The organism is Streptomyces sp. 891-h (assembly GCF_022760275.1).
GTDB classification, from domain to species: domain Bacteria; phylum Actinomycetota; class Actinomycetes; order Streptomycetales; family Streptomycetaceae; genus Streptomyces; species Streptomyces spirodelae.
Map to the genome: position 1 here is coordinate 6,988,737 of NZ_CP050693.1, position 14,903 is coordinate 7,003,639.

General features: G+C 71.9%; 13 protein-coding genes. 6 read left to right on the forward strand and 7 right to left on the reverse strand.

The genetic code is table 11. From position 1 onward, the window contains the following. The first annotated feature begins 39 nt into the window (after positions 1-39). The gene (locus HC362_RS30905; protein ID WP_243087538.1) at positions 40-1,212 is read left to right on the forward strand and encodes a beta-1,3-glucanase family protein; all 1,173 of its coding nucleotides are present in this window, start codon (positions 40-42) and stop codon (positions 1,210-1,212) included. A gap of 85 nt (positions 1,213-1,297) precedes the next feature. Beyond that, positions 1,298-1,783 (forward strand): hypothetical protein, encoded by a 486-nt coding sequence (locus tag HC362_RS30910; RefSeq protein ID WP_243087539.1) that lies wholly within the window; start codon positions 1,298-1,300, stop codon positions 1,781-1,783. Positions 1,784-1,940: 157 nt separating this feature from the next. Here the strand turns inward: HC362_RS30910 and HC362_RS30915 are convergent, their stop codons facing one another. Beyond that, complete coding sequence (locus HC362_RS30915) at positions 1,941-3,872, reverse strand: serine hydrolase (RefSeq protein WP_243087540.1); 1,932 nt, start codon at positions 3,870-3,872, stop codon at positions 1,941-1,943. 368 nt (positions 3,873-4,240) lie between these two features. On the opposite strand from HC362_RS30915, the gene HC362_RS30920 reads away from it, so the two are divergent. After that, positions 4,241-4,801 (forward strand): hypothetical protein, encoded by a 561-nt coding sequence (locus HC362_RS30920; protein ID WP_243087541.1) that lies wholly within the window; start codon positions 4,241-4,243, stop codon positions 4,799-4,801. On the opposite strand, the gene HC362_RS30925 is transcribed toward HC362_RS30920, so the two are convergent. Then, the gene (locus tag HC362_RS30925; RefSeq protein ID WP_243087542.1) at positions 4,798-6,369 is read right to left on the reverse strand and encodes a DHA2 family efflux MFS transporter permease subunit; all 1,572 of its coding nucleotides are present in this window, start codon (positions 6,367-6,369) and stop codon (positions 4,798-4,800) included. The genes HC362_RS30920 and HC362_RS30925 overlap by 4 nt on opposite strands. Positions 6,370-6,616: 247 nt before the next feature. Here HC362_RS30925 and HC362_RS30930 point away from each other — a divergent pair, with 247 nt between their 5' ends. Next, a complete protein-coding gene (locus HC362_RS30930; protein ID WP_243087543.1) occupies positions 6,617-7,519 on the forward strand; it encodes a phosphatidylinositol-specific phospholipase C in 903 nt (300 codons plus the stop codon). Positions 7,520-7,564: 45 nt separating this feature from the next. On the opposite strand, the gene HC362_RS30935 is transcribed toward HC362_RS30930, so the two are convergent. After that, positions 7,565-8,212 (reverse strand): XRE family transcriptional regulator, encoded by a 648-nt coding sequence (locus HC362_RS30935; protein WP_243087544.1) that lies wholly within the window; start codon positions 8,210-8,212, stop codon positions 7,565-7,567. Between the two features lie 80 nt (positions 8,213-8,292). Between HC362_RS30935 and HC362_RS30940 the strand changes: the two genes are divergently transcribed. Beyond that, positions 8,293-9,345, forward strand: coding sequence for an NAD(P)/FAD-dependent oxidoreductase (locus tag HC362_RS30940; protein WP_243087554.1), 1,053 nt, complete (start codon positions 8,293-8,295; stop codon positions 9,343-9,345). Positions 9,346-9,417: 72 nt separating this feature from the next. Next, positions 9,418-9,954, forward strand: coding sequence for a DUF488 domain-containing protein (locus HC362_RS30945; protein ID WP_243087555.1), 537 nt, complete (start codon positions 9,418-9,420; stop codon positions 9,952-9,954). 15 nt (positions 9,955-9,969) lie between these two features. Here the strand turns inward: HC362_RS30945 and HC362_RS30950 are convergent, their stop codons facing one another. The 4 genes from HC362_RS30950 to HC362_RS30965 form a co-directional block, all read right to left on the reverse strand. Continuing rightward, entirely contained in the window at positions 9,970-11,412 is a 1,443-nt protein-coding gene (locus HC362_RS30950; RefSeq protein WP_243087556.1) for a GH1 family beta-glucosidase, read from the reverse strand. A gap of 208 nt (positions 11,413-11,620) precedes the next feature. Further along, positions 11,621-12,574 (reverse strand): carbohydrate ABC transporter permease, encoded by a 954-nt coding sequence (locus HC362_RS30955; protein WP_243087558.1) that lies wholly within the window; start codon positions 12,572-12,574, stop codon positions 11,621-11,623. A gap of 12 nt (positions 12,575-12,586) precedes the next feature. Beyond that, positions 12,587-13,579 (reverse strand): sugar ABC transporter permease, encoded by a 993-nt coding sequence (locus HC362_RS30960; RefSeq protein WP_243087560.1) that lies wholly within the window; start codon positions 13,577-13,579, stop codon positions 12,587-12,589. Beyond that, positions 13,560-14,888, reverse strand: coding sequence for an extracellular solute-binding protein (locus tag HC362_RS30965; protein ID WP_243087561.1), 1,329 nt, complete (start codon positions 14,886-14,888; stop codon positions 13,560-13,562). The genes HC362_RS30960 and HC362_RS30965 overlap by 20 nt, the downstream gene beginning before the upstream one ends. Between the last annotated feature and the right edge of the window lie 15 nt (positions 14,889-14,903).

Sequence of the window (14,903 nt, forward strand, 5' to 3'; positions counted from 1 at the left end):
CCGCCCATCCGTCTCCGCCGTCTCCGGAGGTACCGTCCGATGAGTCCCGTCAGCCGCCGCGCCCTGATCCGCGGAGCCGCAGCAGCAGCCGTCGCCGTCCCCGCTGCCGGGCTCGTCACCCACCAGGCGAGTGCGGGCAGCCTCTTCGGCGGGCAGACCGCCGGGCTCGCGCTGAAGATCGTCAACAACAGCGGCGCCTATGACAACACCTCGGTCCACGTCTACATCGTGGGCAACGACGGCAAGAACCAGTGCCGTGTCACCCCGGAAGGCGCGCTGAAGCAGGTCCAGATGTCCGACAACGGTCCGGACGGCTTCACCGACTACGCCATCCCGCTGACCGGCACCGAGACCACGATCTCGCTGCCCGAGATGTCCGGCCGTATCTATGTCGCCTGCGGCGAGAAGCTGAAGTTCAAGGCCGTCGAGACCGACAACGGCGCGGCCCTCGCCTATCCCGCCGGATGGGTGAAGTCGGACCCCAACTACCCGGTTGTGCACGACTGTGCGGAGTTCACGTACAAGGGCGGCGCGATGTACTGCAACACCACCATGGTCGACATGTTCAGCGTCCCCCTGTCCATCGAGCTGAAGGGCGACAGGAGCCAGACCACCGGCACGCTCAAGCCCGGGGCGCGCGGCCGGATATTCGACTCCGTCCGCTCGGTCGAGGCCTTCTCCAAGCTCGTCATCGACGACAAGCGCGTCATCGCGCCCGGCCATGGCATCGGCTCCGGACTGTTCGCCGACGACTACTTCGCTTCGTACATCGACCAGGTGTGGGACGCCTACGGGAGCAAGGACCTGAAGGTCACCACCAACGCGGGCACCTTCACCGGCCGCATCAGCGGCGGCAGGCTGGCCTTCACCGGACCGGCCGAGGTCTCCTTCGCCAAGCCGAGCACCAAGGACGTCCTCTTCTGCGACGGCGCTCTGGCGGCACCCAACGACGGGACCACCGGCCCGGTGGCCGCCGTCCTGGGCGCCGCCTTCAACCGCACCACACTGCTCTCCTCGGCCGCCCAGCCCACCACCGACCCCGCCACCTTCTACCAGGGCGAGGTCACCCACCACTACGCCAAGGCGATGCACGCCGCGACGGAGGACGGAAAGGCGTACGGCTTCGCCTTCGACGACGTGGCCGGTTTCGCCTCGTACATCGAGGACGGCGCAGCGACGGAGCTGAAGCTCACGATGACGCCCTTCGAGTGACACCCGTCGCGAGCTCTCCCGGTGGGGCACCGGGAAGCGCGCGTGCGAGGTTTGAGAACGCGGTCGTCCCGGGAACGGCGGGCACATGATGCGCCGGACATGGGCTGGGATCGTCGCCGGGGCGGCCGGTACGACCGCACTCAACACCGTCACGTACCTGGACATGGCGGTGCGCGGCCGGGGCGCCAGCTCCGCACCCGAGGACGTCGTCCACCGGCTCAGCGCTCGCACGCATGTGCCCGTACCGGGCGAGGCCGAGGCGCGGGAGAACCGCGCCTCGGCGACGGGCGCGCTGTTGGGCATCCTCACCGGCGTCGGCGTCGGCGCGCTGTACGGCGCCTCCCGGGCGCTCCCATGGCGCCCGGCGCCGCCGCTGGCCGGGCTCGCCACGGGCCTGGCGGCGATGGCGGGCTCCGACCTGCCGATGGCGCTGCTGAAGGTCTCACAGCCGCGTACCTGGCGACCGGCCGACTGGCTGTCGGACCTGGTGCCGCACCTGGTCTACGGCGCGGTGACCGCGGCCGCCTACGAGATGCTCGGCCCCGGACGACAGTCGCCGTCCGCCGCCTGACCGCAGCGGCTCCCGCACCGCCCGCGGCCCTCAGGGCCCCTGTCGGCCGTGTGCGCGAGCTGCCGCACGCGTGCGGCAGCGTCCGGAGAGCTCGCGAACGGCGAGCGGGCAGCCACCACCCTCCGACCGCGGGCCCGCCCGGGAGCGGGCCGATGGCCTACCGGCAGCCGAAAGGGGCGCCGCCGTAGGGGAGTCCGGCCGCGGTCGCCAGCGGCCAGGGCGGGGGCAACGGCTGCCAGCCGCGCGCGGTCAGCGGGGCGTCGGGGCAGTCGCTGTTGAACAGCACCCGTGTCCCTTCCGTCACCAGTACACCCGAGAGGTTCACGCCCCGGCCGCCGGAGAGCGCGGTACCGGCGTAGCGCCAGCGCAGCCGCAGGCCCTGCGGATACGGGCCGGCCGGCAAGGTGGCCCGCACCCGCTGCCAGGTGCGGCGGTGGTACCCCGACCGCGCGGTCTGGGGCACTGTCTGCCAGGTGTGGCCGCCGTCGGTGCTCCGCTCCAGCACGAACAGGTCACTCGCGTCGGTGTCGACGAAGGCGTCGTAGCGGATGTGCAGCGGACCGCGCGTACCGAGCCGCCCGGCCCTGTCACGCGGCCGGGTGGTGCGGCCCGGAGCGACCCTTATGAGCTGCCCGGACGTCAGCGTGCCGCCATGCCCGCCCGTTTCGCCCTCGCTCCCTTCGCCGTCCGTCGGCCCGTCGAACCACGAGCGCCCGCCGCCGGGCGCCCGCACCGGGATGGACCGGGCGAGTGCCTGGCCCGCGGCGCGGCGCGCGGGGTTGGTGGAGGGCGTCTCGTCCTTGGGGTGCACCCGGTTGGCCAGCAGGATCGCGAACGAGCGCGACTGCGGGTCGATCACCAGCGAGGTTCCGGTGAACCCGGTGTGCCCGAGTGTCTGCGGGGACGAGAGCCCGCCCATGTACCAGGCCTGGTCGAGTTCGAAGCCGAGTCCGTGCTCGTTCCCGGGGAAGCGGGCGGTGTAGTTGCGCCCAAGCAGCTCGACGGAGTGCGGGCCGAGAATCCGCCGGCCCCGGTACGTACCGCCGTTGAGCAGGGTCTGCGCGAGTACCGCCAGATCGTCGACGGTGGAGAAGAGCCCGGCGTGACCGGCGACGCCGCCCATGGCCCAGGCGTTGTCGTCGTGCACCGAGCCGCGCAGCACGCCAGTCCCGGGGCGTGGCGCGTACGCGGTCGCGGCGATGCGGGGGCGCCAGGCGGCGGGCGGGTTGTACGCCGTGTCGCGCATCCGCAGCGGCTCGGTGATGCCTTCCTGAACGAGGGTGTCGAGACGGTCGCCGGTCACCTTCTCCAGCAGCAACTGCATGATGAGCATGTTGAGGTCGGAGTAACGGTAGCGGGTGCCCGGCCGGGCGAAGGGCCGGGCGCGGAGGATCACCTGTTTCCGCGCGGACAGTCCGCCGCTCACCTCCCACAGCGGGGTCGGGGGGTTGGCGGGCAGTCCCGAGGTGTGGGTGAGGAGTTGCTCGACGGTGATGGCGCCCTTCCCGTCGGCGGCGAACGCGGGGAGATAGCGGGCGACCGGCGCGTCCAGGCGCAGCCGCCCGGCCTCGACCTGCTGCATGGCGACGAGGGTGGTGAACAGCTTCGAGAGCGACGCCAGGTCGTAGATGGTGTCGGGGCGGGCCGGTACGCGCTCACCCGGGGGCAGCTCGACCCCCGGGCGTGCGTAGCGTACGGCGTCACCGCTCGCCCGCCGGGCCACGACGGCACCGTCGTGCGCCAGCAGCGCGGTGGCCCCGGGAAAGAGATACCCGGCACCGCGCGCCGGGTCGGTCCAGTCCGCGAGCCGGCGGAGGAAGGCGTCGATGGGTGCGGGATTCAGCCCGACTTCGCGGGGTGTCCTGCGCAGCAGCACGGTGTCGGCCGGCGCGAAGCCCCGTGCGGGCTGGTCGAATCCCCGGCTGACCCCCGGCGCGGTCACCGGCCCGCCCGCGGCCTCGCCCACTGGCGCGGTCCGTGACCCGGCCGTGCTTCCGTCGCGGGCGTGCGAGAGCGGGACCGACCCCAGCAGCGCGGCCACTACGACGAGCACGCTCGCCGGCACGATGACGTACGCAGAAACGCGCATCCGGCCCCCATCGACCCCATCGCTGTCCGAGACGGTTCCGCGACGACGAACTTACGCGCGCCGCACCGGCACGCGCGGCACCCGCGGGTCGCCCGGGTGTGGCTCGTTCGGTTGTACGGGGCACCGGCGGCCGGAGGACGACACCCCGGCGGGGCACGGTGTGTGACGGCGGCTCAGCGCTGCCGCGGCTGTACGATCACGGTCGTCGCGGCCGCCCACGGTGACGACCGACCACAGCGCCCCGAGGGAGAACCAGGGATGTCGACGCGGAGATACCTCACGGTGGCCGTCGCCCCGGTGGCACGCGGCGGCCGGACCGGCATCGGTACCGTGCCCTGGACCAGCGACGCATGCGGGAAGAAGTGGCGATGAGCGGGCGGCAGACGGGTCGGCAGGCGACGCGCGAACTCGTCCGCCGCTGGGCGGAATCGGTCCTCCGGCAGGTGGGAGCACCGTCCGGAGCCACACTCGCCGTGAGCGAACGCCCCGGCGACGGGAACGTGGAGGCTCCGGAGGACAGGGGCGGGGGCGCGGGCGTGGCATCCGCCTTCGAATCCTCCCTCGAACTGGTCTGGGACGAGGAGGGCGGCGCGCTCCCGGCCGACGGAGCCGAAGAGGCCATGGCCGGGCCGGGACGGGCCCGTATCGAGGCCACGCTGAGCTTCGCCGACGGCTCGGCCGTCTCCGTGGAACTGGACGCGGGGACGAACGAGACCGACGCGGTGGTGCTGCTGGCCGACCGGTTCCAGGACGCGGTGCTGGAGGAGACCGGCGGCGTGGCGGGCCCTCCCTGTCCCGGCCACGGCCACCCCGCCGTCGCCGCCGAGCTGAACGGCGTCGCGACCTGGACGTGCCCGCACGGCATGGGCCGTACGACCTGGCCCGTCCTCCAGCCCGCCGTCGACTGGGACGACGACAACCTCGACTAGGGCTCGTCCTGCGGTTCCTGTTCCGATGAGGGGGCGCCGCTGTGCGACTCGTGAGGGGGCGCGGGCCGCAAAGGGGCGCCCGCCATAGGGCACTCGTACGGGGAACCCGGCTCCGTCACCGGTTCCGGCGCGGGCGCCAGCACATCGCTGCGGATCGTCGCGAAGGCGAGAACCGCTCCGGCCACCGCGAGCCCCGCGGTGATGAGCATGGCGGCACGGAAGCCGTCGGCGAAGGCGCGGGGGTCCTGGAAGTCGCCGCCGCTGATCCCGGCGAGTACCGGAAGGGCGGCGACGGCCGCGAGCTGGGCCACGCGGGAGACGGCGTTGTTGACGCCTGAGGCCACGCCGGAGTGCTCGGAAGGTGCCGCGGCAAGGGCCGTCGCGGTGACCGGCGCGACGGTGGTGGCCAGGCCGAGCCCGAAGACGAGGACAGCGGGCAGCACGGAGGCGGCGTAGCCACCCGCACCGCTCTCGCCCACCGGGATACGCAGCATCAGCAGCATGCCCGCGGCCAGCAGCAGCGGCCCGACCGTCAGCGGAACACGCGGTCCGATCCGCTGGGCCAGCGTCCCGGCCCGCGAGGAGAGGGCCAGCATCAGCAGCGTCACCGGCAGCGAGGCGGCCCCGGCTTCCAGCGGGCTGTAGCCCAGTGAGGTCTGCAGGAAGACGACGAGCAGGAAGAAGACGCCGCCCAGCGCCGCGTACACCACGAAGGTGACGGCGTTGGCGCTGAGGAACTGACGGGCCGTGAAGACGCCCGGAGGCAGCATCGGGTGGGCCGCACGGCTCTCCGTCCGGGCGAAGCCCGCGAGCGCGGCGATGCCGACGACGAGCGCGGTCACGGTCAGCCAGCCGGGGGACTCGCCGCGCGGCCCCTCGATCAGCGCGTAGGTGACTCCGGCCAGCCCCACGGTGGCCAGCCCGGCACCCCGTAGGTCCAGTCGGCCGGTGGCGGCCGGGTCGCTGCTCTCCGGGACCCGGCGGGCGGTGGCCGCGACGACGAAGACGCCGATCGGCACGTTGATGAGGAAGATCCACCTCCAGGAGAAGGCGTCGATGAGATAGCCGCCGACGATCGGACCGAGCGCCGAGGCCACCCCGGTGAGTGCCGACCAGGCGCCGATGGCCGCGGGCCGGTCGGCGGGGCGGTAGGTCGCCTGGATGATGGCCAGGCTCCCCGGGGTGAGCAGCGCGGCCCCGATGCCCTGAAGGGCTCTGGCGAGGATGAGGACTTCCGCGGTCGGTGCCACGGCGCACAGGACGGAGGGGAGAGTGAAGCAGACGACACCGAGGGTGAAGACCCGCCTGCGCCCGTAGCGGTCAGCCAGCGAGCCGCCCAGCAGGATGAGCGCGGCGAGCGTGAGCAGATAGCCGTCGAGCACCCACTGCAGCTCGGACACCCCGGCGCCGACGTCCCGCCCGATCACCGGCAGCGCCACATTGACGACAGTCGCGTCGAGGAAGCCCATGGCCGATCCCAGGACGGTCGCCAGGAGCACCCAGCGTCCGGTGGGTGACCGGAAGGCCACGGTACCGGCGCCGGGCTCCGCCTCCTGCTGCGCATCCATGGTGTCGCTCCGCCCTCTCCCGCCTCCCCGCGCGCTTCCTTCCCGCCGATCGTACGGCGGGGACAGCTGACGGCCACTCAGGCGCCCCGTCGCCCACCCGGGGCGGCGTGGTGGGCGGCAGATGTCGTGGCCCCGTCACAGGCGTGCGGTCGAACGGTCACCCCGCCCGACGCACCCTTCCCCCGCGTCACGGCGTGAACCAGGATGTCCACCGACATCGGCCAGGGCACATGGGGGGAGTTCGGACATGGACAGGCGGGGATTCCTGAGAGGCGCGGCCGTACTGCCGGCGGCAGGGGTGCTGGCGTACGCGGGCGGCAGCGGTGTCGCCACCGCACGGAGCGCGACCCGCGCCCGTACCCGCCAGGCGCCGCAGGACTGGATGAAGCCGCTGGCGGCGTCGACCGCGCTGCGCTCGCTGACCATACCCGGCACCCACGACTCGGGTGCGCGGCACGGCGGCGCCTGGGTCGAGTGCCAGGACACGTCGATCGCCGACCAACTGGCGGCCGGAATCCGGTTCCTGGACGTCCGCTGCCGGGCCATCGACGGGGTGTTCGCCATCCATCACGGCGCCTTCTTCCAGCAGCTGATGTTCGGGGATGTGCTGATCGCCTGCCGTGACTTCCTCGCCGCGCACCCCGGCGAGACGGTGCTGATGCGCGTCAAGCAGGAGTATTCGACGGTCAGCGACGAGGAGTTCCGCCGGATCTTCGATGTGTACCTCGACCAGAAGGGCTGGCGCTCCCTCTTCCGGCTCGCCGACACCCTTCCGACGCTGGGCGAGGCGCGCGGCAAGGTCGTGCTGCTCGCCGACAACGGCGGGCTGCCCGGGGTGCGCTGGGCCGATTCCGCCATCTTCGATGTCCAGGACGACTACCAGGCCGAGCCGTTCGCCAAGTACCGCAGGATCACGGAGCAGTTCCGCGAGGCCGCGGCGCACCCCGGCCCCTTCTACATCAACTTCGTGAGCACCGCGGCGGGACTCCCGCCGGAGTGGAACGCGGACCGGCTCAACCCCCAGGTGAAGGACTTCCTCAACGGGTCCGAGATGGCCGGGCGTACGGGGCTGGGCATCGTTCCCATGGACTTCCCGCAGGGGGAGCCGGGCCTCATCGAAGCAGTGCTCGCACACAACCCCGCGAGCTGACCACCCGCGCAGCCGAGCTGACCACCCGCGCAGCTCGGCCCGCGCTCAGTCCTGGTCCGCCGAGGCCGTCGTGCCTGCCGGACCGGCCGCGCCCACCGAATTCGCTGTGCCCGCCGAGCTGGGGCGGGCGCGGAGATGGGCGCGTTCGCCCTGTCTGCCGAACAGGCTGAGGATCTCGACCGGCTCCGCGGTGGCGGCGCCGAACCAGTGCGGCACCCGGGTGTCGAACTCGGCCGCCTCCCCCGGACCGAGCTGCAGATCGTGCTCGCCCAGCACCAGCCGCAGCCGCCCGTTGAGGACGTACACCCAGTCGTAGCCGTCGTGGGTCTTCAGCTCGGGCTCCTTGTCGGCGGTGTCGGCCGGGATGACGAGCTTGTACGCCTGGATGCCACCGGCCCGGCGGGTCAGCGGCAGCAGGGTCATCCCGTGTGCGGAGACCGGACGCAGATGGATGCGCGGGTCACCGGTGGGCGGCGCGTCGACGAGTTCGTCGAGCGTGACCCCGTGTGCCATGGCCAGCGGCAGCAGCAGTTCGAGGGTCGGGCGCCGGGCGCCGGACTCCAGCCGGGAGAGCGTGCTCACCGAGATGCCGGTGGTCGCCGACAGCTCGGCCAGCGTGGTCTCGCGCTGTCGCCGCAGCGCGCGGAGCCGGGGGCCGACCGCGTCGAGTGCCTGGTCCAGATCGTCGTCCATGTCTCCAGTTTGCCAGACCGGCAACGGAATTTGCCGCTTGACCCACGGTGGTCGCAAGGTCGGTGGCGGAGGTGGTCGAGATGACACAGCAGCAGGCAGACGGCTACGACGTGGTGGTGATCGGCGGCGGCGCCGCAGGACTGAGCGGGGCGCTGATGCTGGCCCGGGCCCGGCGTTCGGTGGCGGTGATCGACGCCGGTACCCCGCGCAACGCCCCGGCCGAGGGCGTGCACGGGCTCCTGGGACACGACGGGGTCCCCCCGGCCGAACTCCTGGAACGCGGCCGCGCCGAGGTCGGCGGCTACGGCGGCCACCTCGTCTCCGGCCAGGTCGAGTCCGTGACCCGGCAGGCGTCCGCGTCCGCGCCGCCCGGCGAGGTCCCCGGATTCGTGGTGACCCTGGCCGACGGCCGGACAGTCGAGGCCCGCCGCCTGCTGGTGGCCACCGGACTCGTGGACGAGCTGCCCCAGGTGCCGGGCCTGCGCGAGCGCTGGGGCCGCGACGTGGTGCACTGCCCGTACTGCCACGGCTGGGAGGTCAGGGACCGGGCCATCGGCGTGCTGGCCTGCGGACCGATGGCGGTGCACCAGGCGCTGCTGTTCCGCCAGTGGAGCGCCGACGTCACGCTCTTCACCCACACCCTGCCGTCGCCCGCGGGTCAGGAGGCGGAGCAGCTGGCCGCCCGCGGCATCCCGGTGGTGGAGGGCGAGGTGTCGGGCCTGGAGATCGTCGCGGACCGCCTGGCAGGGGTACGGCTGGCGGACGGCACCGTCGTCGGCCGCCAGGTGGTGGCCGTCGCGTCGCGACTGGTGGCGCGTGCCGCGTTCCTGGCACCGCTCGGGCTGCGGCCGGTGCCGCACCCGTCGGGGATCGGCGAGCACCTCCCGGCCGACGCGACCGGCCGCACCGACGTGCCCGGGCTGTGGGTAGCGGGCAACGTCACCGAGCTCTCGGCGCAGGTGGGCGGCGCCGCGGCCGCCGGAGCCGGGGCTGCGGCGCAGATCAACGCCGACCTCATCGCCGAGGAGACCCGCCGCGCTGTCGCCGCACACCGCGACCGCGCCCCCTTCTCCGCAGCGACCGAGGCGCGGGTCAGCGAGCTGGTGACCGGCAACGCCCGGCACGGCCTGTGAGGGGCGCCGACCGGTGCGGCCTGTGAGGGGCGCCGCCCGGCCGAGCAGCCTGGGCGGTGTCATCCTGGGCGGGTGGAGAGCGTCCAGCCGCTGCTGACCCTGGGCCACGGCACCGCCGGGCGGGAAGAGCTCGCCCGGCTGCTGCACGGCGCCGGGGTGCGGTCGGTGGTGGACGTACGCACCGCGCCCGGCAGCCGGCGCAACCCCGACGTGCACCGGGAGGCGCTGCGCGAGTGGCTGCCGGCCGAGGGCGTCGGCTACCGGTGGGAGCGGCGGCTGGGCGGCTTCCGCCGGGCCGTGCCCGACGCACCCGACACCTTCTGGCGCAACGCCTCCTTCCGCGGCTACGCGGGCCACACCCGCAGCCCCGAGTTCCTCGCCGCCATGGACGAGCTGCTGCGCGACGCCGCACAGCAGCGCACAGCCGTAATGTGCGGCGAGTCGGTGTGGTGGCGCTGCCACCGGCGGCTGATCGCCGACTTCGCGGTGCTGGCCAGGGGGCGGCCTGTGCTGCACCTCGCTCACGACGGCCGCCTCACCGAGCATCCGCCCACCCCCGGCGCCCGGCTGCGCGAGGACGGGCTGCTGGTCTACGACGGGGAGCCGTGATCCCCGCCCCCTGGCTCACTCCGGGGGCAGCTCTCCCGTGCGGGCGATGCGGGAGTACCAGTGGGCGCTGGACTTGGGGGTGCGGCGCTGGGTCTCGTAGTCGACGTGCACCAGTCCGAAGCGCTTGTCGTACCCCCAGGCCCATTCGAAGTTGTCCATCAGCGACCACATGAAGTAGCCCCGTACATCGACGCCCTGCTGGATGGCGCGGTGCACGGCCCGCAGATGGCGGTGGACGTAGTCGATGCGCTGGGGATCGTGGAACCGGCCGTCGGCGTCGGGTGCGTCGGGGTAGGAGGCGCCGTTCTCGGTCACGTACAGCGGCGTCGCGGGGGCCTCGCGGTGGAAGCGCAGGAGCAGTTCGGTCAGGCCGCTGGGGTCGATGCTCCAGCCCATGGCCGTCCGGTTGCCCGGCGGCTGGTGGAAGGCGACCCGGTCGGCGCCCGGCCAGGGCGAGTGCTCGCCGCCGCCGTGTCCGTCGTTGCGCTCGGGCACGGTGCCCTCCGGTACGGCGGAGACCACGCTGGGCGTGTAGTAGTTCACCCCGATCCCGTCGAGCGGCTGACCGGCGAGTGCCGCGTCGCCGTCCTGGACGAAGGCCCAGTCGGTGAGGTGGGTGGTGTCCGCCAGCAGGTCCTCGTCGTACCTGCCGTGCAGCATGGGGCCGGTGAAGACCCGGTTGGCCAGGGCGTCGATGCGCCGGGCCGCGTCCCGGTCGGCCGGGGACCCGGTACGGGGCCGTACGGCGGCCGGGTTGAGGCTCACGCAGATCCGGGCGCCCTCCGGAAGGGCCGTGCGCAGTGCCTGTACGGCCAGGCCGTGGCCGAGGTTGAGGTGGTGCGCGGCACGCAGCGCCGCGACGGGGTCGGTACGGCCGGGCGCGTGCACACCGGAGCCGTAGCCCAGAAAGGCGCTGCACCACGGCTCGTTGAGGGTCGTCCACAACTCGACGCGGTCACCGAGCGCCTCGGCGACGAGCTGCGCGTACTCCGCGAAGCGGTACGCGGTCTCCCGCGCCGGCCAGCCTCCGGCGTCCTCCAGCTCCTGGGGCAGATCCCAGTGGTAGAGGGTCACAGCAGGCGTGATGCCGGCGGCGAGCAGCTCGTCGGTCAGCGCCCGGTAGAAGTCGAGCCCCCGCTGCGAGGCGGGGCCGCGTCCGGTCGGCTGGACGCGCGACCAGGAGACGGAGAAGCGGTAGGCGCCCAGGCCCAGTTCGGCCATCAGCGCGACGTCGTCCCGGTAGCGGCGGTAGTGCTCGCAGGCCACGTCTCCGGTGTCGCCGCCGGCCACCTTGCCCGGGGTGTGGGAGAAGGTGTCCCAGATGGACGGGGTGCGTCCGTCCTCCCGCACCGCGCCTTCGATCTGGTAGGCGGCGGTGGAAGCGCCCCACAGGAAGCCGGCGGGGAAGCGGAGGGGCGCGGTGGTGTCCACCGCGGTATCAGCCTGCACGGATGTCATAGGAGCGCTCCCATAGTTTTGTGCGGGCACAGTGGTGCCCTGGTTCGTCATGGTGCGGAGGTGCGGGAGGGGAGGGGAGGGTAGGGGAGGGGAGCCGGGCGGAGAGCCGGGGGTGGAGCCGTGAGGAAAGCCGCCCCACACGGCCTCCCTCACGGCTCCGGCCGGTGCGGCACCGGGTCCCACGGCTCCGGTGCCGTCCGGGATCGGGTCAGCCCTTGACGGCCCCCTGCATGACGCCGCCGACTATCTGCTTGCCGAACAGGGCGAAGGCGACCAGCAGCGGCAGGGTCCCCAGCAGAGCGCCCGCCATGATGACGGACTCGTCGGGGACGTAGCCCTGGCCGAGCCCGGTCAGCGCCACCTGGACGGTGGGGTTGTCCTGGGTGAGCGCGATGATCGGCCAGAAGAACTCGTTCCAGGCCAGCACGAACGTCAGCATCCCCAGCACGGCCATCGCGGGCCGGGCGACGGGGAAGACGACGTGCCAGACGATGCGCAGGCTGTGCGCGCCGTCGACGCGCGCGGCCTCGATCAGCTCGGTCGGCAGCGCGTTGACCAGGTACTGCCGCATGAAGAACACGCCGAAGGCGTTGACCATCATCGGCAGGATGACCGCCTGGAGCTGATTGGTCCACTCCAGCTCGGCTATCGCCATGAACAGCGGTACGACGCTGAGCTGCGGAGGCACCATCATCGTGCCGATCACCATCAGCAGCAGGGCGTTCTTCGCGCGGAAGCGGAGCTTGGCGAAGGCGTACCCGGCGAGCGTGGCGAACAGGACGGTGCTCAGCGCGATGGCGCCCGCCACGAACGTCGTGTTGAGCAGCGCCTTGCCCATGTTCGCGTCCTGCCACGCGGTGGTCATATTGGTCAGCAGGTTGCCGCCGAACCAGAACGGCGGCGGTGTCTCGGCCAGCCGCTGGTTGTCCCGGGAGGCGGCGATGGCGGTCCAGAGCAGCGGAAAGAGCGAACCGGCCGTGAACAGCAGCAGGATGCCGTAGGTGATCCGCCCCGCGTGCAGGTGTTTTCCGGCACTGCCAGCCCTCCGGCCGGCCTTGCGGGGAGGTGGGCCCGCCGGAGGGCCGGCCGCTGTGGTGGTGCTCGTTCCGACAGCCGGTGTGGCGGCCGTACGGGTGCGGCGCTGGGCCGTGGTCGGCAGCATGTCCCGCCCCCTTCAGTGGGTCTTGTTGAGTCGTTTGGCGATCAGCCAGTTGAGCAGGCCGACCACGATGAGGATCAGGAACATCGTCCAGGCGATGGCGGAGGCCCGGCCGAGCTGGAAGTCGAACCAGCCCTGCTCGTACAGGTACAGGCCCAGCGTCTGGTACTGGTGCGAGCCGCCACCGGTCTGGGAGCCGCCGAACAGCAGCGGCTCACCGAAGAGTTGCGTCGCGCCGATGGTGGAGGCGACCACGGTGAACAGGATCGTCGGCCGCAGCGAGGGGATGGTGACGTGCAGGAACTGCTGCCACCGGTTGGCTCCGTCCAGCGCCGCCGACTCGTACAGGTCGTCGGGCACGGCCTGCATGGCGGCGAGGTAGATCAGCGCGTTGTAGCCGGTCCACCGCCAGATGACGATGGAGGAGACGGCCAGTTGCGAAGTCCAGGTGCCGTTCTCCCAGTCGATGTGGTCGATGCCGACCAGCCCAAGGCCCCAGTTGATCATCCCGTAGTCGCGGCCGTAGAGCATCGTGAACACCAGCGTCGCCGCGGCGACCGAGGTGGCGTACGGAGTGAGCATGGCGACGCGGAAGAACGTCGACCCGCGCAGCTTGTAGTTGAGCAGGTGTGCCAGGCCCAGGGCCATCAGCAGTTGCGGCACCGTCGAGAGCACGCCGATGGTGAAGGTGTTCTGCAGCGCGTTCCAGAAGAAATCGTCCTCCAGCAGCCGGGAGAAGTTGCGCATCCCGACCCACTCCATGTGCGAGGGATCGTGCAGCGAGACCCGGTGCAGCGAGGCCCAGCCCGTGTACAGCAGCGGGAAGAGGCCGAAGGCGGCGAAGAAGACGAAGAACGGTGCGATGAAGGCGTAGGGGCTCCACCGGGCGTCCCACCGGTGGCGCCGGCGGCCGCGGCGCTCCGGGGAGCGCTCGCGGTCGCCGTCCGCCCCAGCGGCGAGCCCGTCCTTCTGGACGCGGGGGAGCGGCTCAGTCCTCGACGACGTCATCGATCTTCTTCACCGCGGCGTTCCAGCCCTCCTCGGGCTTCTTGCCCTGCTGTTCCACCTGGAGGATGCCGATGTCGGAGATGGTCGTCTTGATGACCTGGTCCTTGGGGCCGAGCGGGGTGGTCGGGATGCCCTCGGCGGCACCGGAGAAGATCTTCCCGATGGGTGCGTTGCTGAAGTACGCGTGCTCGGCGTCCTTCACCTCGGGCAGCGCGTAGGCCGTCTTGGAGCTGGGGAAGCTGGCCTGCTTCTTGAACAGCTTGGCCTGCTGCTCGGGCGCGGTCAGCCACTTGGCGAGCTTGACGGCCTCCTTCTCGTTCTTGCCGCCCTTGGGCACGGTCAGGAACGAGCCGCCCCAGTTGGCGGGCTTGGGCGCCGCGGCCACGTCCCACTTGCCCGCGCCCTTGTCGCCGGCCTTCTCCTTGATGTATCCGAGCATCCAGGGCGGGCAGACGACGGTGGCGAAGTCGCCGTTGGCGTACGCCTGGTCCCACTCCTTGTCGAACTGCTTGAGCTTGCCGGTCATCTTGCCCTTGACGGCACGCATGGCCAGGTCCCAGGACTCCCGGACGCCCTTGCTCTTCTTGTAGATCAGCTTGCCGTCGGCGTTGTAGTACTTGACCGGGTAGCTGGAGACGGCGCCGTTGTAGAGACCGGCGGCACCGTCCATGAACGCGGTGCCCTTGGGCGCCGACTTCATGTACTTCTCACCGGCCTGGACGTACTTCCCCCAGTCGCCCTGCCACAGCTTGCCGACCTCTTCCCGGTCGGTGGGCAGCCCGGCCTTCTCGAACAGGTCCTTGCGGTAGCACACGCCCATCGGGCCGATGTCCGTGCCCAGCCCGACGACCTGGCCCTTTTCGGACTTGGCCTGGTTCCACTTCCAGTCGAGCCAGTCGGACTTGTCCACCCCGTCGACCTTCGTGAAGTCGACGAGCTTGTCCGCGTGCCGGCCGGCGATCTCGTTGATGTTGTCGACCTCGACGGCCTGGATGTCGCTGAGCCCGCTGTTGGCGGTCAGGTGGTTGAGCAGGGCCGGGTAGTAGTCCTCGTTGCGCTCTGTGGAGTTCTCCTTGATCCGGATGCCGGGGTGGAGCTTCTCGTACTCGTCGTAGAGGCCGGCCTGCTTGTAGCCGAAGACGCCGAACACTCCGACGGAGATGGTCTTCTTGCCGTCACCGCTTTCCGAGCCGCCGCCGTCCTCGGCGCACCCGGCCAGTAAACCCGCCCCCAGCACGGCCACGAGACCGTAGGCGACGGGTCGGCTGCTCAGTGGGTGCCGCATCGTTCTCTTTCTGGTCGTACGCATGGCTGTGCCGTCCCT

Coding starts and splice junctions, on each gene's coding strand:
- HC362_RS30905 (WP_243087538.1), top strand. CDS start 40: ATGAGTCCCGTCAGCCGCCGCGCCCTGATCCGCGGAGCCGCAGCAGCA.
- HC362_RS30910 (WP_243087539.1), top strand. CDS start 1,298: ATGATGCGCCGGACATGGGCTGGGATCGTCGCCGGGGCGGCCGGTACG.
- HC362_RS30915 (WP_243087540.1), bottom strand. CDS start 3,872: ATGCGCGTTTCTGCGTACGTCATCGTGCCGGCGAGCGTGCTCGTCGTA.
- HC362_RS30920 (WP_243087541.1), top strand. CDS start 4,241: ATGAGCGGGCGGCAGACGGGTCGGCAGGCGACGCGCGAACTCGTCCGC.
- HC362_RS30925 (WP_243087542.1), bottom strand. CDS start 6,369: ATGGATGCGCAGCAGGAGGCGGAGCCCGGCGCCGGTACCGTGGCCTTC.
- HC362_RS30930 (WP_243087543.1), top strand. CDS start 6,617: ATGGACAGGCGGGGATTCCTGAGAGGCGCGGCCGTACTGCCGGCGGCA.
- HC362_RS30935 (WP_243087544.1), bottom strand. CDS start 8,212: ATGGACGACGATCTGGACCAGGCACTCGACGCGGTCGGCCCCCGGCTC.
- HC362_RS30940 (WP_243087554.1), top strand. CDS start 8,293: ATGACACAGCAGCAGGCAGACGGCTACGACGTGGTGGTGATCGGCGGC.
- HC362_RS30950 (WP_243087556.1), bottom strand. CDS start 11,412: ATGACATCCGTGCAGGCTGATACCGCGGTGGACACCACCGCGCCCCTC.
- HC362_RS30955 (WP_243087558.1), bottom strand. CDS start 12,574: ATGCTGCCGACCACGGCCCAGCGCCGCACCCGTACGGCCGCCACACCG.
- HC362_RS30960 (WP_243087560.1), bottom strand. CDS start 13,579: ATGACGTCGTCGAGGACTGAGCCGCTCCCCCGCGTCCAGAAGGACGGG.
- HC362_RS30965 (WP_243087561.1), bottom strand. CDS start 14,888: ATGCGTACGACCAGAAAGAGAACGATGCGGCACCCACTGAGCAGCCGA.